Origin of the sequence: Glycomyces algeriensis (assembly GCF_027622855.1) — a bacterium.
Classification (GTDB): domain Bacteria; phylum Actinomycetota; class Actinomycetes; order Mycobacteriales; family Micromonosporaceae; genus Glycomyces; species Glycomyces algeriensis.
In genome coordinates, this window is record NZ_JAPZVR010000007.1 from 38,448 (window position 1) to 58,580 (window position 20,133).

General features: G+C 72.1%; 15 protein-coding genes and 1 pseudogene. 10 read left to right on the plus strand and 6 right to left on the minus strand.

Annotated features, from left to right (window positions below):
* Positions 1-483: 483 nt before the first annotated feature.
* From O2L52_RS14610 to O2L52_RS14620, 3 genes are all read right to left on the minus strand, one after another.
* Entirely contained in the window at positions 484-1,656 is a 1,173-nt protein-coding gene (locus tag O2L52_RS14610) for a TadA family conjugal transfer-associated ATPase (RefSeq protein WP_270116368.1), read from the minus strand.
* Positions 1,653-2,798 carry a septum site-determining protein Ssd gene (ssd, locus tag O2L52_RS14615; RefSeq protein WP_270116369.1) on the minus strand — a complete coding sequence of 382 codons (1,146 nt, stop codon included), beginning with the start codon at positions 2,796-2,798 and terminating at the stop codon, positions 1,653-1,655. The genes O2L52_RS14610 and ssd overlap by 4 nt, the downstream gene beginning before the upstream one ends.
* A 254-nt stretch (positions 2,799-3,052) precedes the next feature.
* A complete protein-coding gene (locus O2L52_RS14620) occupies positions 3,053-3,949 on the minus strand; it encodes an aldose 1-epimerase family protein (RefSeq protein ID WP_270116371.1) in 897 nt (298 codons plus the stop codon).
* A 356-nt stretch (positions 3,950-4,305) separates the two neighbouring features.
* Here O2L52_RS14620 and O2L52_RS14625 point away from each other — a divergent pair, with 356 nt between their 5' ends.
* The gene (locus O2L52_RS14625; RefSeq protein ID WP_270116372.1) at positions 4,306-5,394 is read left to right on the plus strand and encodes a citrate synthase 2; all 1,089 of its coding nucleotides are present in this window, start codon (positions 4,306-4,308) and stop codon (positions 5,392-5,394) included.
* A 174-nt stretch (positions 5,395-5,568) separates the two neighbouring features.
* Entirely contained in the window at positions 5,569-7,596 is a 2,028-nt protein-coding gene (locus O2L52_RS14630; protein WP_270116374.1) for a PIG-L family deacetylase, read from the plus strand.
* A 166-nt stretch (positions 7,597-7,762) separates the two neighbouring features.
* Here O2L52_RS14630 and O2L52_RS14635 read toward each other — a convergent pair whose 3' ends face one another.
* Positions 7,763-8,299 carry a hypothetical protein gene (locus O2L52_RS14635; RefSeq protein ID WP_270116375.1) on the minus strand — a complete coding sequence of 179 codons (537 nt, stop codon included), beginning with the start codon at positions 8,297-8,299 and terminating at the stop codon, positions 7,763-7,765.
* 635 nt (positions 8,300-8,934) lie between these two features.
* Here O2L52_RS14635 and serC point away from each other — a divergent pair.
* Positions 8,935-10,050 (plus strand): phosphoserine transaminase, encoded by a 1,116-nt coding sequence (gene serC, locus O2L52_RS14640; protein ID WP_270116376.1) that lies wholly within the window; start codon positions 8,935-8,937, stop codon positions 10,048-10,050.
* Between the two features lie 207 nt (positions 10,051-10,257).
* Here the strand turns inward: serC and O2L52_RS14645 are convergent, their stop codons facing one another.
* The gene (locus tag O2L52_RS14645; RefSeq protein WP_270116377.1) at positions 10,258-11,451 is read right to left on the minus strand and encodes a sulfotransferase family protein; all 1,194 of its coding nucleotides are present in this window, start codon (positions 11,449-11,451) and stop codon (positions 10,258-10,260) included.
* Positions 11,452-11,532: 81 nt separating this feature from the next.
* Between O2L52_RS14645 and O2L52_RS14650 the strand changes: the two genes are divergently transcribed.
* The 5 genes and pseudogenes from O2L52_RS14650 to O2L52_RS14670 all read left to right on the plus strand — a co-directional run.
* Positions 11,533-12,444 carry a fructosamine kinase family protein gene (locus O2L52_RS14650; protein WP_270116378.1) on the plus strand — a complete coding sequence of 304 codons (912 nt, stop codon included), beginning with the start codon at positions 11,533-11,535 and terminating at the stop codon, positions 12,442-12,444.
* Between the two features lie 17 nt (positions 12,445-12,461).
* On the plus strand, positions 12,462-13,502 hold the full coding sequence (gene moaA, locus O2L52_RS14655; RefSeq protein ID WP_270116379.1) for a GTP 3',8-cyclase MoaA: 1,041 nt from the start codon (positions 12,462-12,464) through the stop codon (positions 13,500-13,502).
* A complete protein-coding gene (locus O2L52_RS14660) occupies positions 13,499-13,744 on the plus strand; it encodes a MoaD/ThiS family protein (protein ID WP_270116380.1) in 246 nt (81 codons plus the stop codon). Before moaA ends, O2L52_RS14660 begins: the two co-directional genes overlap by 4 nt.
* A gap of 365 nt (positions 13,745-14,109) precedes the next feature.
* Positions 14,110-15,309, plus strand: coding sequence for a UvrD-helicase domain-containing protein (locus O2L52_RS14665; RefSeq protein ID WP_270116381.1), 1,200 nt, complete (start codon positions 14,110-14,112; stop codon positions 15,307-15,309).
* A gap of 590 nt (positions 15,310-15,899) precedes the next feature.
* A pseudogene (locus tag O2L52_RS14670) lies at positions 15,900-17,111 on the plus strand (MinD/ParA family ATP-binding protein); the annotation flags it as partial.
* Here O2L52_RS14670 and O2L52_RS14675 read toward each other — a convergent pair.
* Complete coding sequence (locus O2L52_RS14675) at positions 17,039-17,674, minus strand: TetR/AcrR family transcriptional regulator (protein ID WP_270116383.1); 636 nt, start codon at positions 17,672-17,674, stop codon at positions 17,039-17,041. The pseudogene O2L52_RS14670 and the gene O2L52_RS14675 overlap by 73 nt on opposite strands.
* A gap of 400 nt (positions 17,675-18,074) precedes the next feature.
* Between O2L52_RS14675 and O2L52_RS14680 the strand changes: the two genes are divergently transcribed.
* Together O2L52_RS14680 and O2L52_RS14685 are read left to right on the plus strand one after the other, a co-directional pair.
* On the plus strand, positions 18,075-19,394 hold the full coding sequence (locus O2L52_RS14680; protein WP_270116384.1) for a prenyltransferase/squalene oxidase repeat-containing protein: 1,320 nt from the start codon (positions 18,075-18,077) through the stop codon (positions 19,392-19,394).
* 262 nt (positions 19,395-19,656) lie between these two features.
* Positions 19,657-20,133 carry a hypothetical protein gene (locus O2L52_RS14685; protein ID WP_270116385.1) on the plus strand — a complete coding sequence of 159 codons (477 nt, stop codon included), beginning with the start codon at positions 19,657-19,659 and terminating at the stop codon, positions 20,131-20,133.

The window sequence follows — 20,133 nt, forward strand, 5'->3', positions numbered from 1 at the left end:
GTGGCGATGGCGGTCATCGGCGGCACTCCGTTTCAAGTGGTCGGTGCGTGTTGCGGCAGGCGGCTGAACGCACCGAGCGGTGGACTCGCCTGCGCGGATGCTGGCCCGACCCCCAGTGGATTCCAATGCGAGCGGGAACCCTGCAAGGGCTGCCGGGCTGCCCGAGCCGGCGCGGCAGCTCGCGGCCAAAGACGATGCAAGTGCCGATTGGCCTGTCCTCGATGGCGCCGCAATGTCTGTGCGGCTGGTTCGGTTCGGCTGATGCAACGCTGAGAAGCGTGGATCCCAGATGCGGCCGAGCGCTTCCGGGTCCGAAAGGCGCGTGAGTTGCGGTCGGCGCGGACGATCGAGGTTCGGGGCGCGAGGCTCGGATCGGGCTTGGGCGCTTCGGCTGCATGCGCAGACTCGGTTCAGCCGTGCCGGTCGCGTGGTTCATGCGTGACGGCATCGGTCCCGGTGCTGCGGGCTCGGTAAGGCTGCGGCTCATGCGTCTCGCTCCCTCAGGAGGCGTTCGAGGGCGCCTGCTCCCGGGCCTGGGCCGTGGCGGGTCCAAGCCGTCACGACCGTCAGAGGCTCGGTTCTCGTGGGGCCGGTTTCGATGAGGGCTATTTCTGCCACTTGGCGGCCGGTGCCGTTGCGTCGCAGGTGGATGATGACTCGCAGGGCCGCCACCAGCTGGGCGTGGAGACCTTCTCTCGGCAGGCCGTGCGGCAGCGCGAGGGCCTCGAGCCTCGCGGGGGCGTCGGCGGCGGCGTTGCAATGCAGGGTTCCGGCGCCGCCCTCGTGGCCGGTGTTGAGGGCGCCGAGGAGCTCGATGACCTCGGCGCCGCGGCATTCGCCGACGACGATGCGGTCCGGGCGCATGCGCAGCGACTGGCGGACGAGCGCGGCCAGGTCGACCTCGCCCGCGCCCTCGATGTTCGCCGGGCGCGATTCGAGGGTGAGCGTGTGCGGGTGGTCGGGGGCGAGTTCGGCGGCGTCCTCGACGATGACGATGCGTTCTTCTTTGGGGGCCTGGGAGAGCAGGCTCGCGAGCAGCGTGGTCTTTCCGGTACCCGTGCCTCCGGTGACTACAAACGCCAGGCGTGCTTTCACTATGCGCAGCAGCAGGTCCGCCATGTCCGCGGTGAGCGTGTCCGCCTCCACGAGCTGGGTGAGCGTGAACGCCTTGGACCGGTGCGTGCGGAACGACAGGTACGGGCCTGCGGTGGCGATCGGCGAGAGGACGGCGTGGAAGCGGGTGCCGTCGGGCAGTCGCACGTCCGCATACGGGCTTCCCGCGTCGAGGCGCCTGCCTGCCGCGGTGGCGAGGCGGCAGGCGAGGGCGCGGATCGCGTCGGGGCCGCCGAGGCGAATGCTCACGGGCTGCAGGCCCTCGCCGCGGTCGGCCCAGACGCCGCCGGTGCCGTTGACGACGACATCGGTGACCTCCGAGTCGTCGAGCAGCGGTTGGAGCGGGCCCGCGCCGATGAGGTCGTCGCTCAGGGCCGCCGAGAGCTGGAGCAGCGAGGTCTGGTCGGGCGGTGCGGCTCCGGCCGCGCAGAGGGCCCGGACGACGTCCGCCTTGGTCGATCCGCGGGCCCTGCCGCGGTCGGCGGCCGGCCGGGTCTGGGCGGCGAGCTGGCGGCGGACTCGGGCGAGGAGTTCGAGGTTCATCGGGTCGCACCGGTCCGGGCGGAGCCGAGGAGGGCGAGTTCGCCGCGTGAGCGCGGCGCACTGAGTGCGGTGGTGAGGTCGCGGATGCCGCGGCCGACCCTGCCCCGGGGGACGCGGCCTTGGCGCAGGAGGACCGGGAGGCGGCGGTCGGTGGGGACGGTGCCCCACACCGGGGGTTCGAGCCAGTCGGCTTCGCGTGGGCCGTCCGCCGGGCTCGGGCGGGCCTCGCCGCGGAGGACGACGCCGAGATGGGCGCTGTGGAGGCCGTAGGCGGCGGTGACGCTGCGGGCGGCCTCCCAGGAGCGGGCGCCGGGTCCGAGGGCGACCGCGATCGAGCGGGCGGCCACGGCCGCGGATGCGGCGGCGGGGGTGCGGGTGCGCGGCAGGTCGACGACGACGAGGTCGGCGGCGAGGCGGGCGGCGTGCAGGACGCGGTCGAAGGCGGCGGCGCTCACTTCGGCGGGGTTCCGCGGGTCGGGGGCGACCAGGTGGAGGCCGCCGCGCTTGGGGAGGCCGCCGAGAAGGCGTTCGGGGTCGAGCGGGCCGGTGCCGTTCGCGAGGGAGGGCCAGCGCCAGCCGGGTTGGGCGGCGAGGCCGGCGGCGGTGTCGATGCCGCCGCCGGTGTGGTCGAGGTCGATGAGGACGGTCGTGCGGCCGCTGTGGGCGGCGTCGGTGGCGGCGGCGAGGGCGAGGGTGGAGGCGCCTGCGCCGCCGTGGCCGGCGACGGTGGCGATGACGGGCGCGGGTTCGGCGCCGAGGGCGGTGCGGGTGAGGAGGTTGGTGAGGAAGTCGTCGGCGTCGGGGAGGGCGACGACGCCGGTGGCCTGCATCTGGATGGCCATGGGCCACAGGAGGGAGGTGTCGTCGGTGTCGCCGCCGAGCCAGGACATGGTGGTGCACAGGAGGAGTGGTTCGCGGGGCGGGAAGTCGCAGGCGATGCATTCGGGGGCGAGGTCGGGGCCGACGAGGACGATGGGGGCGCGCTGCCAGTGGCCTTCGGCGTCGCGGGGGTGGCGGATGCGGCGGAGCGGGTGGCCGGCGGTGGCGGCGAGTGGGGCGATGGCTTCGACGAGGCGGTCGTCGGTGGTGACGAGGAGGGATTCTGCGGCGGTGATCGTGGTGCGGTCGAGTGTCGCGGCCATGGTTGCTCCTACGTTCAGTGATGTTCGCGTGCCTTGGAGTAACCATGACCGGGATTCGGACGGGTCGGCAAGGTGCAATTGCTGAACTGTGGATAACTTCCGGCTTATCGGATTTTTCGGACACTGATGGAGCGCAAGGTGATCGAGCCTCGCTTGTCGCCTGTGGATAACTCGGCGTGTCGTCCGCGAGGGTTCCTCGAACGCGACGAGGGACCGTCCCGACCGGGACGGTCCCTCGTTTCGCGTTGCTTCGCCTATTCGGGGCGAATGCCCCAGACGCCGAACCAGGCCTCGCTCGGGGAGAGCTCGACCAGGTCCTCGCCGGTGGCGAGGGCGTTCGGCGGGCAGGTGGTCGGCTCGATCGCGACGGAGCCGCGCTTGCGCTCCCCGTCGAGGCCGTCCGCCGTGTAGATGTGGACCCAGGGGAAGGACTCGTCCATCCACACCGTGACCGCCTGGCCCGAAACGGGGTCGGCCAGCCGCACTTCGGCCTTCCCGTCGGAGCCGCGCTTGAGTTCGCCGTAGCAGTCGTCGATCACCAGGTCCTTGAGGACCGTCGGGTCGCCGAAGTCCGCTTCGCCGGAGCCGACCGGGATGCTCTGCTTGTCGAGCTTGAGCTTCTTGGCGGCCGGGACGTGCAGGGTCGCCTCGTCGATCCGCTCGAGCGAGCCGGGGATGAGGTAGGAGTGGGTGCCGAAGCCGAACGGCGCGGTCTTGTGCCCGGGGTTGGAGACGGTGTGCGCGGCGCGCAGGCCGCCGGGCCCGATCGACCAGCGGGTGCGCAGGTGCAGGGTCCAGGGGTAGCCGAGGCGCGCGGGCAGACGGCATTCGAGGGTGACCGAGGTCTCGGTGACGTCTACGGCGTTCCACTCGGCCCAGGCCACGAAGCCGTGGAGCGAGGTGTTCGTCTCGATCTCGTTGACCGGGAGCTGGTAGTCGGTGCCGTCGTAGCTGTACTTGCCGTCGCGCACCCGGTTGGGCCAGGGGGCCAGCATGTGGCCCGACCAGCCGGGCGCGAGTTCTTCGTCCCCGTAGGACATCACGATCGGTCGGCCGCGGTAGGAGTACGAGCGCACTCCACCGCCGACAGCGACGATGGTGGCCTCGTGGTCGTTGTAGGCGATCACCCATTGCTCGCCGGACAGCGCCATAGGGGGTACCTCCGTGTCGTTATCGGTGGGCGGGATGTGCTTTGACGTTAGCTCATGTCCAATGACCTGCGGCACGCGTATCGATGTGGGCGAGATCGCAGAGAACCATTGAAACCAACAAGACACATTAGCGGAACCCTCCGAAAGAAACCGTCATAACCGGTCAAACCACTACCCTCACGATGCTTGTCTCATATTTTGCGCACCTCCTGTACCGCCGATGAGGATCACCCTCGGCCCGTGGCCACTTCCGTCGGCCCCCGCATTGAGGCACCATTTCCAGATAACTACGAACCGTCGCCTCCCGGAAGCCCCCGGTCGGCAACCACAGGGACAACACACTCAGGAGTACAACGATGTCTGAGTTCAAGCCCGGCCTCGAGGGCGTCATCGCCTTCGAAACCGAGATCGCCGAGCCTGACAAAGAGGGTGGATCGCTCCGCTACCGCGGTGTCGATATCCAGGACCTGGTCGGCCAGAGCACCTACGGCGACGTATGGGGCCTCCTCGTCGACGGCAAGTTCGGCAACGGCCTGCCCGCCGCCGAGCCCGTGCCCGTGCCCGTCTCCTCCGGCGACACCCGCGTCGACGCCCAGGCCGCGGTCGCCATGCTCGCCCCGTACTGGGGCCTCCAGCCGCTGCTCGACATCGACGACGAGACCGCCCGGGACGATCTCGCCCGCGTGTCGGTCACCACGCTGTCGTTCATCGCCCAGTCGGCCCGCGGCTCCGGCCGCCCCGCCGTGCCCCAGTCGGAGATCGACAAGGCCGGCACCATCACCGAGCGCTTCATGCGCCGCTGGCGCGGCGAGCCCGACCCCGCCCACGTCAAGGCCGTCGACACCTACCTGATGTCGGCCGCCGAGCACGGCATGAACGCCTCCACCTTCACCTCCCGCGTCGTCGCCTCCACCGGCGCCGACGCCGCCGCCGCCATCTCCTCCGGCATCGGCGCCCTCTCCGGCCCGCTCCACGGCGGCGCCCCCTCGCGCGTGCTCCACATGATCGAGGGCGTCGAGAAGTCCGGCGACGCGGAGGGCTACGTCAAGAACCTCCTCGACTCCGGCGAGCGCCTCATGGGCTTCGGCCACCGCGTCTACCGCGCCGAGGACCCCCGCTCCCGCGTGCTGCGCGCCGCCGCCAAGGAACTCGGCGCCCCGCGCTACGAGGTCGCCGAGGCGCTCGAGTCGGCCGCACTGGCCGAGCTGCGGGCCCGCAAGCCCGACCGCGTCCTCGCCACCAACGTCGAGTTCTGGTCGGCGGTGCTCCTCGACTTCGCCGAGGTCCCCGCCGAGCTGTTCACGCCGATCTTCACCTGCGCCCGCGTGGCCGGCTGGAGCGCCCACATCCTCGAGCAGAAGAAGCTCGGCCGGATCGTGCGCCCCTCCGCGACCTACGTCGGCCCCGGCCCCCGCAAGCCCGAAGAGGTCGAGGGCTGGCAGTAGCCGAAGCTCGCAAGCGGCCCGCGCCACCCGAGAGGTGACGCGGGCCGCTTTTTCGTGCACGCTACTGAGGACTCGTCTCATATGGGCGCGTACGGGATACGATCGTTCGGTCGCGGCGAGGCTCCTCCGCCGCCGGACCGATCGAACACCCGCACCATCCGAACGGGACGCGCCATGCCCTCCCCCCGGCCCCTGCCGCTGCGCCGCCGCGACCTCCTGGTCGGCGGCGTCGCCGGGCGGGCCGGGGGCGCCCCCGGCGCCGCGGGCGCCCGGGGGGTGCGCGAGGCCGCCACAGCGAGCGCCTTCCCCGAGCCGGAGCGCAGCGGCCCGGTCCACATGCAGATCGTCGCCCACCCCGACGACTGCCTCTACTTCATCAACCCCCGCGTCGCCCGCGTCCTCGACGACGGCGCCGGCCTCTGCACCGTCGTCCTCACCGCCGGCGAGGCGGACGGGCGCAACTCCTGGGAGGCCGCCGCGCCCGCCGACTTCGCCGGGTACGCCGCCGCCCGCGACAACGGCCTGCGCCGCGCCTACGCCCTCCTGGCCCTCGGCGACGCCGACGCGCCCTGGGACCGCCACCTCGCCTCGCTCGACTCCGGTCAGGACGTCGAACTCTGCGTCCTCCGCGACAAGCCGCAAGTGCACGTCGTCTTCTGCTCACTGTGGACGAACCTCGGGCGCATCACCGGGGAGTTCACGCGGCTCCTGGCCCTGTGGGAGGGCCGGCTCGACGACTCCCTGGTCCTGCCGCCGACGGACTCGCCGCTCACCGCGGAGTCCACGGTGGACCGCGCCACGGTGCAGGCCACGCTCCTGGAGCTGCTGGACCGGTACCGCCCGGCCGTGGTCAACACCCTCGACCCCGACCCCGACCCGATCAGCGGCGACCGGCTCGGCGCCGAGCAGCCCGGCTACTCCGACCACATCGACCACACCGCCGCCGCGCTCTTCGCCTGGGAGGCCGTGCGCGCATGGGGCGGCGCCCGCAGCACCGAGGCCTGGCGCGGCTACTACAACCGCCGCTGGCCCGGCAACCTCGGCACGGCCGACCTCGAACCCAAGGGCCGGGCGCTCGACGCCTACTCCTGGAACGACGGCGCCGACTGCGGCCTCCCGAGCGGCTGCGGCGACCGGCTCATCGCCGGGCCCGGCGCGGGCTCCACCTACGGGCACGCCACCCACCCGCGCTACACCGCGGCGGTGGCCGCCGCCGAGACCGACGGCCGCATCCGCCCGATCACCGTGCGGGACAACACGCTCCAGGTCCTCGGCGACGACGGCTGGGAGAACCTCGGCGGCCCCGACACCATGCTCCCCTCGCTCGACCGGGCCGGCACGAAGCTCTATGCGATCAGCGCCGAGCACACCCACGATCCGGCCACCCACGTGCGCGACGTGCACTGCTACGACCTGGTCTCCGGCCAGTGGCAGCTCCTCGGGAACCCGGCCGGGACCGGCCCGGGCGCCCGCATCGTGGGCCAGGTCGCCGCCGCGGACGACGGCCGCACCGCGCTCGCCTGCGTGCGCGACCCCGAAGGCGGCCTCGCGGTGCGGGTGCGCCGCGAAGGCGGCGAATGGACCGCGTGGACCCGGCTCGACGGGCCGGCCGTGCACGACGCCCCCGCCGCGCTCGCCGCCGACGGCGCCTTCACGATCATCGCAGCCACCCCCGACAACGTGGCCGCCTGGGAAGGCGACGGGACCGCCTGGACCGCCCGCATGCTCGACCTGCCCGGCCCCGACGACCTGCCGTTCCTGCCCGCCACCGCCGTCACCGCGGTGCAGGTGCCGGACGGGCGGACCGTGCTCGCCTCGCGCGTCGCCGGGTGCAGCGACGTCGCACTCCACTTCGGACGCCGGGAGACCTGGACGGGCGTGCGCGTGCCGCTCGAAGGCGGCGTGCTCCCGCCGTCGCTCGTGATCGGCCCCGAAGGCGCGCTGGCGGTGGCCTGCGACGACGGGACCGGGGCGCCCGCGGTGCTCATGCTCGAACTGCCCGACCTGGAGGCCGGCCCTGGGCGGTTCGGGCTGCTCTCGCGGCCGTGGACGCGCGGCGACATCACCGTGGTGAAGCGCCCTGCGGCGGCGTTCGGTTCCGACGGGGCGCTGCGGCTGTGGGCCGTCGCCTCCGACGGTGAACTGTGGACGGCCGGGGTCGAACCGGGCGGCGAACCGCCCGCGGGCTGGACGCAGGCCTAGAGCCGAGGTTTTTCAAACTGCGCGACGCCGCCGGAAGCGCCAGGTCCGCCTGCGAAGCCGAGCGCGACCGACGGCTCCGCCCACGCAGTACTGAGCCGGGCGGCGAATCCCAGGTCTCCACGCGGGCCTGCATCGGCGCCTCGCAGCCGGAGCGGCCTGCCGTTCCCTAGCGCGGGCCGCCTTCGGCGAGCGCTTTGAAGGTGAGCAGCTGCCGCCGCATCATGGCCAGGTCGCCCCAGGCGAGCACGCGGCGGCGGGCCGCGTCGATCGCCCCGTCTTTCGCCTTGTCGCCCACCAGGAGCGTCGCCCGCAGACGCGTACGCCCCCCGGCCAGCGGCTCGACGTCGTAGACGACGATGAACGGCCCGAACGCGCGCAGGCCGCGCTCGGAGGTCATCTCCAACGTCAGGTACGCGTCCCGCTGGTAGTCGACGAGCGTGAAGATCGTCATGAACTCCTGCCCGGCCTGCAGTTCCTCGACCCCCGGGGTGAGGCGCCGAGGGCTGCGCCGGCCCCGGTTGTCGAGCAGGTCGTAGCTGTAAGGGGCCACGCGCATCTGGCACAGCCAGCGGAAGACCACCGCGACCGGGGCGTCGATCTCGATCGCGCGCAGCCACCGCTCGACGGGGTCGGGCGCGAACCGCGACCCCGGGCACGCCCGCAGCTCGTCGGCGCGATCGGTCCCCCAGTGCCGCGGGTTCACGGCTCCACGACCCGATCGCGGACGTGCGGGCCCGCCGCGGTCTCGACGCCGACGGCCCCAGGGTTCAGGACGGTCAATCGCCGCAGTGGCATAGCAGTGCCGACATGATCGCTCAATGCTCCGCACCTTTCCGATCAGAGGATTGCGCCCGTTCCCTGGCGGCGATCCGCTCATGGCGAGAATGGCGGCGATTCGGCAACTGCAATCGCGACCGGCGCGCCCCGTGCGAGAGGCTCCCGAAGTGACGGCCCGCTTGCAATCATGCCCGAATCGCGCCCACGCGCAAGTACCCGAATGCGTCTCTTTCCATTCTGGGAGTGGCGCATTCGCGGCTCCATCGCGCTTACCGACCGGCATCGCACCGGCCCCGTGCGACCAGTGATGCGGTTGGGTTGCATGGTGCCGACATTTGCAAGCCTATCGGTCGAAATTGCGTTCGCGCCCTGCCGTAGAAGCACGGCGCTCACGTTCTGGGACGACCGCGACAAGGCTCGGGGCAGCGCTCGGCGAGGCGCTCGCGGCGCGTAGCATGACCGCGACTGCCACGCCGATCAGTCCAGCAGCCGGGAACGCCCTTTCCACGGGCGGGCCGGGATGCCAGAGTTCGGTGAGGACCGACCAGAACGGAGCCGACAGTGACCGACCCGATCACCATCCCCGCAGAGCTGCTGCCCGCCGACGGGCGCTTCGGCTCCGGCCCTTCCAAGGTGCCGGCCGATGCGATGAGCGCGCTGTCCGGTCTGGGCAGGTCCGTCATGGGCACCTCGCACCGCCAGAAGGCGGTCAAGTCCGAGGTCGGGCGCCTCCGCGCCGGCCTGGGCGAGTTCTTCTCGCTGCCTGACGGCTACGAGGTCGTCCTGGGAGTGGGCGGCGCGACCGCGTTCTGGGAGGTCGCCGTGTTCGGCCTCGTCGAAGACCGCGCGCAGGCCGCCAGCTTCGGCGAGTTCGGTTCGAAGTTCGCCAAGGCCATCAAGATCGCCCCGCACCTGGGCGAGCCGACGATCGTCACCGCCGACCCGGGCACCGCCGCGTACCTCTCCTTCGAGGACGGCGTCGACGCCTACGCGACCCCGCACAACGAGACCTCCACCGGTGTCGCCGTGGACGTCAAGCGCGTCGCCCACGAGGGCGCGCTCATGCTCCACGACGCGACCTCGGCCGCGGCCGGCCTCCCGGTGGACCTCACCGAGACCGACTGCTACTACTTCGCGCCGCAGAAGGGCCTGGCCTCCGACGGCGGCCTGTGGATCGCGATCCTGAGCCCGGCCGCGATCGAGCGCGCCGAGCGCATCGCCGCCTCCGGCCGCTACATCCCGGCGTTCCTGGACCTGAAGACCGCGATCGACAACTCGCGCAAGGACCAGACGTACAACACCCCCGCGGTCGCCACGGTCGTGCTCGCCGCCGAGCAGGTCGACGCGCTCAACGCCGCGGGCGGCCTTGACGCCGCCGCGAAGCGCTGCGCCGAGTCGGCCGGGGCCGTCTACTCCTGGGCCGACGCCCGCTCGTTCGCGGACCCGTTCGTGACCGACCCCGCCCTGCGCTCGAACGTGGTCGCCACGATCGACTTCGAGGGCGTGGACGCGGCCGAGATCGCGAAGGTGCTGCGCGCCAACGGCATCGTCGACACCGAGCCGTACCGGAAGCTGGGCCGCAATCAGCTGCGCATCGCGACCTACCCGGCCGTGGACCCCTCGGACACGGCCAAGCTGACCGAGGCGATCGACTTCGTGGTTGAAAAGCTCGGTTAAAAGCTCGGCTAGCACCACCCCCGTATGCAGTTGGGCCGCAAGGCTTCGGCCGGTCGGGTGGAGCACCACCCGCATGGCGCTCCGCCCGACCGATTCCAAAGTAGCGTCCGGGTACGACATTTCCTGAACGAGCGCCGCTGAGCAGGCGCTTCAAGCAGAGCGAGGCCGGTCCGATTCGGACCGGCCTCGCGTCGTTCAATGCAAGGGCTAGAAGCCGAGGCGGCCGTAGTCGCCGAACGCCTCCTCGACGTCGTCGAGCTCGATGCCGTAGCGCGAGAGGTGGTACTCGTGGCTGCGGCGCATGCCCGGGCGGGCCAGGACCTGCTCGAGGTTGGACTCCTCCGCGTCGGTCCACTCCATGCCGAGCTGCGCGAACAGCTTCGGCATCAGACCGTGGGGGTCGGCCGTGAAGGTGTGGTACGGCACGTCGACGAATCGCTCACGCGAGGCCGCCGATCGCACCCCGCGCGCCTTGGACACGCCCTTGCCGAAGATGTCGAGCCATTCCGGGCCGATCTTCGAGGGGTCGTACGTGCGGTGGTGCAGCGCCCGCCCGGTCTCCACAAGGGAGCACCAGGAGCCCATGACGGTGGAGGGGTCGCGGTGCATCCACACGATCTGGGCGTCCCCGAAGACCTTGAGGAGCACGTCGAGGTTGAACAGGTGGAACGGGGACTTGAGGACCCAGCGCCGCCGCGGCTGGTGCCACTGCAGCACCTGCAGCACGCGCTTGAGGTGCTCGTAGTCCTCCGTGTAGTCGCGCTCGTCGACCCAGCGGCGGTAGGCGGGCATGGTCGCGCGGGTGATGAACTGGTACCCGTGGGGCAGCGCGAACACGCACTCCTCGGGCTGCAGCGCGTTCATCGGGTGGATGAGGTCCCACACCGGGGAGGCCTTGCTCGCGAGGGACGCCATCGTCTGGGCGTCCTTGATGAGCTTGTCGCGCAGCTTCGGGTCGATGTCGCCGCGGTGGGTGTTCATGAGCTCCCACATGAGCGGGGCCCGGTTGCCCTCGGGCTGGATGAGGATCTTGTGGGTGACGGTGGTGGCCGTGCGCGGGAGGCCGACGACCACGATGGGGCGCTCGATCGGCTCGCGGGCGATCTCGGGGTACTCGGTGATGAGCCGCTCGACCCGCAGGTGGTTGGTCATGCGGCGGGTCAGGTCGTCGATGAAGCCCTGCCAGCCCACCACGGAGAGCGTGTCCTGCTTGGCGACCTCGCGCATCAGGAACCGGTAGGAGTCGACGAACTCGCGGGCCACGCCGGAGTCGGCCTCGGCCTGGTGCTCGGCGCGGTGGACCATCCGGTCGAACACGGCGTCCACCCGGGAGCGCTGGGACGAGACGCGTGGAGCGCTGATGGTGTTGACGGCGGTGAGCCAGCGGGCAGTGCGGCGCATGGTGCCTCCAGAGCAAAGGGGTTCCAACACGAAGAGTTTTGCATGCCCGGTCCGCCGATCGCCTTCAGCTACATTGGCTTTGTGGAACAAGCCCCCGACCTCGAACGCCTTCGCCTGCTGCCCGAGCTCATCGAGCACCAGCGGGTGCGCACCACCCCGGTGCGGGCGAACGACTTCGCGGAGCCGCTCGCCGAGCCGAGCCCGTTCCGGGCGAGCGCGCAGCGCCTCACGTTCGACGACGGCTCGCACCTGTTCGCCAAGCTCACCGAGCACGCCCCCGCCGACTACCTCGCCGCCGAGGCGAACGGCCTGCGGTGGCTGCGCGAGGCCACGCCCGCCGCCGTCGAGCTCCTCTACGCCGACGACCGGCTGCTCGTCGAACCCTGGATCGAGCCGGCCGCGCCGACCCGCGTGCACGCCGAGCAGCTGGGCCGCGAACTCGCGGCCATGCACGGCGCCGGCGCGGACCGCTTCGGCGCGCCCTGGAACGGCTACATCGGCGAGACCTTCATGGACAACGGCGAGGCCGGCGCGACCTGGGCCGAGTGGTACGCCGCCAAGCGCATCGAGCCGTACCTCAAGCCCTCCCGCGACAACGGCGCACTCGACGCCGCGGATGTCACCGCCATCGAGGCCCTGGCCGCGAAGCTCCCCGCACTCGCCGGGCCGGAGGAGCCGCCCGCGCGCACCCACGGCGACCTGTGGTGGGGCAACGTGCACTGGGGCGCCGAGCGGGCCTGGCTCATCGACCCGGCCGCGCACGGCGGCCACCGCGAGACCGACCTGGCGAACCTGCGCCTGTGGGGCGGCCTGCCGATGTTCGACGCCGTCATCGCCGGGTACACCGAGGTCCACGCACTTGAAGCCGAATGGGAGGAGCGGACCCCGCTCCACCACCTGTTCCCGCTGCTGGTCCACACCACCCTGTTCGGGCGGACGTACCGCGACCATTTGATGGGAAACGTGTCTCACTTTACGAAACTGTCATATTGACGAACTAGGCTCGACGCATGGCAGCACCGACTCCGACCCAGGGGACCGCGAACACGCCGTCGCCTGCACTCGGCCTGCGTGACCGGCACGGCCGCACCGCCACCGACCTGCGCGTCTCCCTCACCGACCGGTGCAACCTGCGCTGCACGTACTGCATGCCCGAGGCCGGGCTCCCCTGGCTGCCCAAACCCGAGCTGCTCACCGATGCGGAGGTCTCGCGCCTCGTCGGCATCGCCGTCCGCGACCTCGGCGTCAACGAGGTGCGGTTCACCGGCGGCGAGCCCCTCCTGCGCCCCGGCCTGGTCGACATCGTCACCGCCGCCGCGGCCCTCGAACCGCGCCCCGAGATCTCCCTGACCACCAACGCGATCGGCCTCGAACGCCTCGCCGCCCCGCTCGTGGCGGCCGGACTCGACCGCGTCAACGTCTCCCTCGACACCCTCGACCCCGGCACGTTCAAGGAGCTCGCCAAGCGCGACCGCCTCGAAGCCACCCTCCGCGGCATCGAAGGCGCCGCCGCCTCCGGCCTCGCCCCCGTCAAGCTCAACACCGTGCTCATGCGGGGCATCAACGACGCCGAGGCCCCCGCCCTCCTGCGCTTCGCCGTCGCCCACGGCTACCAGCTGCGGTTCATCGAGCAGATGCCGCTCGACGCCGCGGGCGTGTGGCGCCGGGACGAGATGGTCACCGCCGCCGAGATCCTCGAAGCCCTCAAAGCCGAGTTCGACCTGGTCCCCGACCCGGCCCACCGCGGCTCGGCCCCGGCCGAGACCTGGCTGGTCGACGGCGGCCCCGCGAAGGTGGGCGTCATCGGCTCGGTCACCCGCCCGTTCTGCGGCGACTGCGACCGCACCCGCCTCACCGCCGACGGCCAGGTGCGCAACTGCCTGTTCGCGCGCGGCGAGACCGACCTGCGCGGCCTCCTGCGCGACGGCGCGTCGGACGCCGAGATCGGCGCGCGCTGGCGCGAGGCCATGTGGGGCAAGCTGCCCGGCCACGGGATCGACGACCCGTCGTTCCTGCAGCCGGCCCGCCCGATGTCGGCGATCGGAGGGTGAGCGTGGTGACGGTGCGGTACTTCGCGGGCGCGAAAGCGGCCGCGGGGATCGGCGAAGAGCAGGTCACCGCTGCTGACGTCGCCGAGTTGCAGGCCGTGCTCGCGAAGCGGCACGGCCCGGTGCTCGACAAGGTGCTGTCCGCCTCGACCTTGCTGGTTGACGGCCTCGCCGCGAAGGACCCCGCGACCGTGCTCCCGGCGGGAGTGACGGTGGAGGTGCTGCCGCCGTTCGCGGGCGGATGAGGCCGAGGCGCATGGACCGGTCTCGGCGCTACGCGGTGCTCGATCCTGCGGAGCCGCTGAATATGAAAGCGGATATTCCGGATTTGTCCGCCCGGAGGTCCCCTATCCATGACCGTACGCCAAGGGTCCGACACGCATCGGAGTCGACGGCTCGCGGCGTCGGCCTCGGAGTGCGCGAATGCGAGTCGTCTTCGGGAGCGCGCGGCGCCCGGCTCGGGCCGCCGCTAGGCGAGAAGACTTCGCGGCCCAAGGCGCGGGCCTGCGGAAGGTCCTCGCGAGCCGAGGGTGTCTCGGATTCGGGGATGCGACCCGCCGGGGCGGGAGCCGCTTCGGGGTACGTGCCGTCTGTCTGCGAGGATGCATAGGTGCGCCGTCCTGATGAACGCAAGCAACCGCAGGTGGCGTCCCCGCTGTTCGAGCTCTCCGCGGGCATGCGGACCACCGCCGAGCGGCGCCGCCGCGCGCAGCGGTCCCACCACTCCAGGTACGTCCGCGAGGCAGTGCCGATGCCCGAACCGGCGTTGACGACCCGGACGCCCGACCCCTGGCTGGAGTCCGCGCCCCTGCTCACGGGCATGGACGAGGTCGGCGCGGGCCTGCTCGACTCCCTGGACGCCATGCAGCGCGTCGCAGCCTCCGCCGGCCGCGGCCCCCTGCTCATCAACGCCTCCCCCGGGACCGGCAAGACGCACCTGCTCATCCGCCGCGTCGCCTACCTCGTGCAGGAGCTGGGCGTGCCCGCCCGCCAGTGCCTGGTCCTCGCCGCCTCCGGGACCGGAGCCGCCCGCATCCGCCGCGAACTGGGCGCGCTCATCGGCCGCGAGGCCGCCTCGATCACCGTCGCCGAGTTCGACGACTTCGCCGCAGCGAGCCCGCCCGAGCTCGGGCACGTCTTCATCGACGACCTCCCGCGCATGCCGATGCGACTGTTCCGCCAGGTCACCGAGCACCGCGGCAGCGAAGCGGACATCACCGCCACCGGCGACCCCGACTCGGCGCTGGTCAACGGCGAGCCCGCCGCGTTCGCGGCCTTCGGCGAGCAGTTCCCGCAGGCGCACGTCATGCGCCTCTCGCGCAACCACCGCAGCCCGGCCGCCGTGCTCGTCGCCGCGTCGCAGGTGATCGAGCCGATCAGCCGCGTGCCCGGCCGGCTCGTGCAGCCCGAGCGCCCCGCGCTCGAAGGCTCCGGGATCGGCCGGTACTTCGCGATCGACGCCGACGACGAGAAGCGCTTCGTCGAGGACCTCACCGACCGCCTCGCCGAGCTCGGCGTCGCCCCCGAGGAGTTCGCCGTGATCGGCCCTGACGGCGTGTCCGTCGCCGAAGCGGCCGAAGGCGAGTTCCGGGTGGTGTGCCTCACCGGGGTGACCGCCGAGGACTGGCCGAACACGGCTGCCGCCCGCCGCGCGCTGTACGTCGCGCTCGGTCGCACGCGGGATCTCGCCTACGTGAGCCACACGGGCACGGGCTCGCCCCTGCTGGCCGATGTGGACCAAGGGCTTTTCAGTCCATTCGGGATGGTCCCCCAGGACCGTTCGGGCCCTGAGCAGCCGCGACTGCTGTAAGGGCCGAGGGGGAGCCGAGCCGAGTTCCCACGCGATGACGGGCGTATGGGCCACAATAGTCGGGTAACCGCACTCTGACGCTGAGCGCATGCGCGCACTGGGAGGCCCCGATGGAGCACACCGAAGAGGACACTGTGCCTCTGCACCGGCCCGATGCTCCTGGTTGGTCGCCGTTCGCGCCGCCAGGCGCGAACCATGAGCAGAGTGCGCCGCCAGGCGTGAACCATGAGCGGAGTGCGCCGCCAGGCGCAGACCGTGGGCAAAGCATGCCGCCAGGCGCGGACCATGAGCAGAGTGCGCCGCCAGGCGCGGACCACGAGCAGAGCACGCCGCCCGGCGCAGACCATGGGCAAAGCGTGCCACCAGGCGCGAACCACGAGCAGAGCACGCCGCCCGGCGCAGACCATGAGCAGAGCACGCCGCCCGGCGCGAACCACGAGCAAAGCGCGCCGCCAAGCGTTCACTATGAGCAGAGCGCGCCGCCCAAGGTCTACGAGCAGTACTGGGCTCCGGAAGTGCACGAGCATTACCAGGCGTCTTCGGCAGTGCAAGAGCAGCTCAGCGCTCCCGAGGACGTCATGAACCAGCCGCCCGCCGCCGGTCCCGGACCGATCCGCAACGCGCGCAGCGGCGACCACGTGCCGAGCGCGCCGCCGCCGCCCGCGACCGCGATGCCCGGCGCGCAGCCCACCTACGAGTCGCCGCCCTCCCAGTACGAGGCGCCGCAGGCCCGCACCGGCGCCGACGGCTGGCCCGCCCCGCCCACGGCGTCCTCATCGGACTACCAGGTCGGCGGGCCGCCCATGTCCACCTCACCGGTCCACGTCCCGGTCCCGGTGTTCCCCGACCACGCGGGCGCGCTCGAGCGCCTCGGCGTGACCGCCGACGACTTCGCGTCCCGCCGGGTCGTGCCCCCGCGCCCGCCCGTCGCCGAGACCGGCCTGCGCGGGGCGCTCCACCGCTTCAGCCTCGGCATGATCGCCCTCCCGCCCGGCCCGCGCGAACGCGCCCGCCAGCGCGCGGTCGACACCGTGCGCCGCAATTTCGGCGGCCTGCGCCAGATCACCGTGGTCAACCCGAAGGGCGGCGCGGGCAAGACCGTCGCGGTCCTCATGCTCGCCATGACCTTCGGCCGCCACCGCGGCGGATACGTGCTCGCCTGGGACAACAACGAGACGCAGGGGACGCTGGGCATGCGCGCCCAGCAGGACTTCCATGTCCGCACCGTCCGCGACCTGCTCCGGGACCTCGACCACTTCCGCGGCCCGACCGGCCGCATCGGCGACCTCTCGCAGTACGTGCGGGCCCAGGGCGGCGCGATGTTCGACGTGCTGGCCTCCGACGAGTCGGCGACGGCCGGGGAGATGCTCACGTCGCGGGCGTTCGGGGACCTGCGCGAGGCGGTGTCGCGCTTCTACAAGCTCATCGTGGTCGACACCGGCAACAACGTGCGGGCGGCGAACTGGCAGGCGGCGATCGACGCGACCGACCAGCTGGTGGTGACGATGTCGGCCCGCAATGACTCGGCGGAGACCGCCGCGCGGATGCTCGACCACTTGGAGCAGACCGGTCGCCGCGACCTGGTACGCGGCGCGGTGTCGGTGGTGTCGATGCCCGCCCACCGCAAGGACGTGGACCTGCCCGCGGTGCAGCGGCACTTCGCGGCCCGGACGAGGGCGGTCCTGCTCGCGCCGTACGAGAAGCTGCTCGACTCAGGCGAGCCGATCCGCTACGACTCGTTGAGCAAGGCGTCGTCGGCGGCCTGGCTGCGGATCTCGTCGTCGGTCGCCGAGGGCTTGTAGCCCGCCAGCAGCCCGACGAGCCCGATCGCCGCTTCGGCGAGGCGGTGGTCGTCCTCGTCCGCGTGGCCGAGGACGAGCGCGCCCTGCACGAACACGAGGACGGTGCGGGCCAGCCGGTCGGGGTTCGTCCCGGGGTCCATTTCGCCGCGCTCGACCGCCCGTGCCAGGATCGCGGCGAGATCGCGTTCGAGTTCCGTCCAGGCCTCCTGGACGCGGCGCATCGTGGCGGGGTCGTCGGCCAGCTCCACCGCGGCGCGCACGACGAAGCCGCCTTCCTTCGAATGGCGGGCGACGACGTCGAGCAGGTCGCCCACGACCCGCGGCGCGTCCACCCGCTCGTCGTCCTTGCGCTCGAGGGCGCGAAGGGTGATCGAGCGGAGCTCCGGCTCGGTGTCCTCCCGGTAGCGGCCCAGTGCCGTGATGTAGAGCTGGTGCTTGGAGCCGAATGCGGCGTAGAGCCCGGCGCGGTTCATGCCGGTCGCCGCGACGAGGTCCGACATGGAGGTGGCGGAGAACCCGCGCTCCAGGAAGACCCGTGTCGCAGCGCGAAGAACTCTGTCCAAATCGGCGTTCTTATTTCTGCTCACGTTGTGCACCGTATCGACACCCGGTGCTACGGGTCAATAACCGGAAGGCGAGAGTTCACTCGCGTGGCGCGAGTGAACGGCTGCACTGCGCGACCGGTCAGCTTGACACCCAGCGAATCCACCCGCGAGAATGACCCCAAACTGAACAGGCGCCAGGCGGGGGAAGTCCGGTGAAAGGCCGGCGCTGACCCGCAACGGTAGTCGCGGTCCGTCAACTCGGACAAATGCCGAGCACCCTTCTCTACGCTCGGTCCACCCGCGTGAGCCCGAATGCCCGCCGACGCCACCCGAATTGTCAACGCCTGTCGTGGTCTACAGGCGCTTGCGGCGCCGCCGCCTGCCCGAAGACCCACTCGCTCTAGGAAAGGTCAGGCAATTGCGCCACCTGCCCGCACGACTGCTGGCCGCCGCCGCGGTCGTGCCCATCACCGTCTTCGCCTCAGCCGCACCGGCTGAGGCCCAAGAGGCCCCGTTCGCGCAGCCCGCCCAGGCCGCCGCGTCCTGGCTCGTCGCCCAGTCCGACGGCACGTCCTGGAACAGCCAGGACATCTCGTCCTCCCTCGACGCCGTCATCGCCCTGGAAGCCGCCCGCGTCGGCGGCGACCAGGTGCAGGCCACCCTCGAATGGCTGAACAGCAACGAGGTCCTCACCCCCTACGTGCTCCCCACGCCCGACGGCGCGACCGAGCCCGCCCTGAACGCCGGCGCCGCCGGCAAGGTCATGTACACCGTCGCCACCGCCGGCGGCGACCCGGCCAACTTCGCCGAGATCAGCCTCGCCGCCGAGGTCACCGCCTCGCAGACCGCGACCGGCACCTACGGCGACGGCACCGCCGCGTCCACCGCCTGGGCCGTGCTCGGCCTCTCCCGCACCGACACCCCCGCGGGTGCCGAGGCCGCGGCCGGCCTCGCCGCCATCCAATGCCCGGACGGCGGGTTCAACTTCATGGACGTCGACGGCGGCGACGACTGCGTCTCCGACCCCGACACCACCGGCCTGGTCGCCTCGGCGCTGGCCACGCTCGGCGACCCCGGTTCGGCTCCGCTGACCTCCGCGATCGAATGGCTCGAGGGCGCGCAGGCCGAGAGCGGCGGGTTCGACAACGGCTTCGGCGAGAACGCGAACTCGACCGCGATGGCCGCGCAGGCGTTCCTCGCGGCCGACCGGGTCGACGCCGCCGAGCGGGCCGTCGCGTTCCTGATCACGCTGCAGTACGGCTGCACCGGCGAAGAGCCGGGCGCGATCATGTACACGAACCCCGAGAGCGGGGACTTCGTGGAGGTCTCGCGTCTGCTCGCCACTGCGCAGGCGATCGTCCCGATCGCGGGCCAGGACCTCGCGAACCTGGACGCCACGGGCATCGAAGCCTCGGTGCCGGGCACCGGCTGCGAGAGCGCCGACGCCGGTGACGAGGGCACTGGCGAGGGCACTGGCGAGGCCAGCGCCGATGGTGACGACGAGGGTTCGGCCTCGTGGCTGCCCTGGGTGATCGGTGCCGCCGTGGTGGTGCTCGCCGCCCTGATCATCGGTTTCGCCCTGAAGTCGCGTCGCGGTAGCAAGGCCGACGCCGCCGCGGCCCCCGCCGCTGACGAGACCCCTGCTGACGAGCCGAAGGGCGAGTCCGGCAAGGGCGCGGTCGGACCGAACGACGAGTCCGCCGAACCGACTGCGGACGACGACACCGACAAGCAATAGTCGGCACGTGTCCCGAAGCGAGCAGCGGGGGGGGGGCGGCCCCCCCCCCCCCCGCGGGGGGCCGCGGCCCCCCCCCCCCCCCCAAACCGCCCCGCCCGGGCCCCCCCCCCCCCCCCGCCCCCCCCCCCCCCCCCACCCCGCCGGCCGCTGCCTGCGCGCTCACCTCCACACATTCGCGGCCGCGCTCCTCACCTCGCTCTTCGCCGTCACGGTCCCGACCTCACCCGCCTTCGCGGAGTCCGGATGCACTGAGGTGACCGTCGTGGTCGACTTCGGTGCGCTCGCGGCCGCCGACGCCGCCGAGCCGGCCACGGGCTGTGCCGCCGATCCGTCGAACGGTCTGGACGCGCTCGCGCAGGCCGGGTTCTCCGTCACCGAGGTGGCCTCGATCCGCGGCATGGTCTGCCGGATCGACGAGCTGCCTGAGAGCACTTGCGGCGCAGCGCCTCCCGCGAAGGAGTACTGGTCGTACTGGCACGCCGAGCCCGGCGCCGCCGAATGGTCGTACTCGCCCGTCGGCGGCGCGGACTCGCGCCCCGAAGCGGGCGATGTCGAAGGCTGGTCCTTCGGCGACGGATCCGCACCCGGCCTCTCGCCCGCCGATGCCGCCGCCGCGACCGAAGGCGCCGAGGCCGAAGCGCCCGAAGAACGTTCCTACACGTGGCTGTTCGCCGTCGCCGCGCTCGCGGTCATCGCCGGGCTCGTGGTCTGGCGCGTGCGCCGCGACCGGCGCGCGTGA

What these genes read in the sequence shown, in the direction of transcription:
- ssd (WP_270116369.1), bottom strand. Translation starts at nt 2,798, where the DNA reads ATGGCCGCGACACTCGACCGCACCACGATCACCGCCGCAGAATCCCTC.
- moaA (WP_270116379.1), top strand. Translation starts at nt 12,462, where the DNA reads ATGGCAGCACCGACTCCGACCCAGGGGACCGCGAACACGCCGTCGCCT.
- O2L52_RS14625 (WP_270116372.1), top strand. Translation starts at nt 4,306, where the DNA reads ATGTCTGAGTTCAAGCCCGGCCTCGAGGGCGTCATCGCCTTCGAAACC.
- O2L52_RS14620 (WP_270116371.1), bottom strand. Translation starts at nt 3,949, where the DNA reads ATGGCGCTGTCCGGCGAGCAATGGGTGATCGCCTACAACGACCACGAG.
- O2L52_RS14645 (WP_270116377.1), bottom strand. Translation starts at nt 11,451, where the DNA reads ATGCGCCGCACTGCCCGCTGGCTCACCGCCGTCAACACCATCAGCGCT.
- O2L52_RS14610 (WP_270116368.1), bottom strand. Translation starts at nt 1,656, where the DNA reads ATGAACCTCGAACTCCTCGCCCGAGTCCGCCGCCAGCTCGCCGCCCAG.
- O2L52_RS14630 (WP_270116374.1), top strand. Translation starts at nt 5,569, where the DNA reads ATGCCCTCCCCCCGGCCCCTGCCGCTGCGCCGCCGCGACCTCCTGGTC.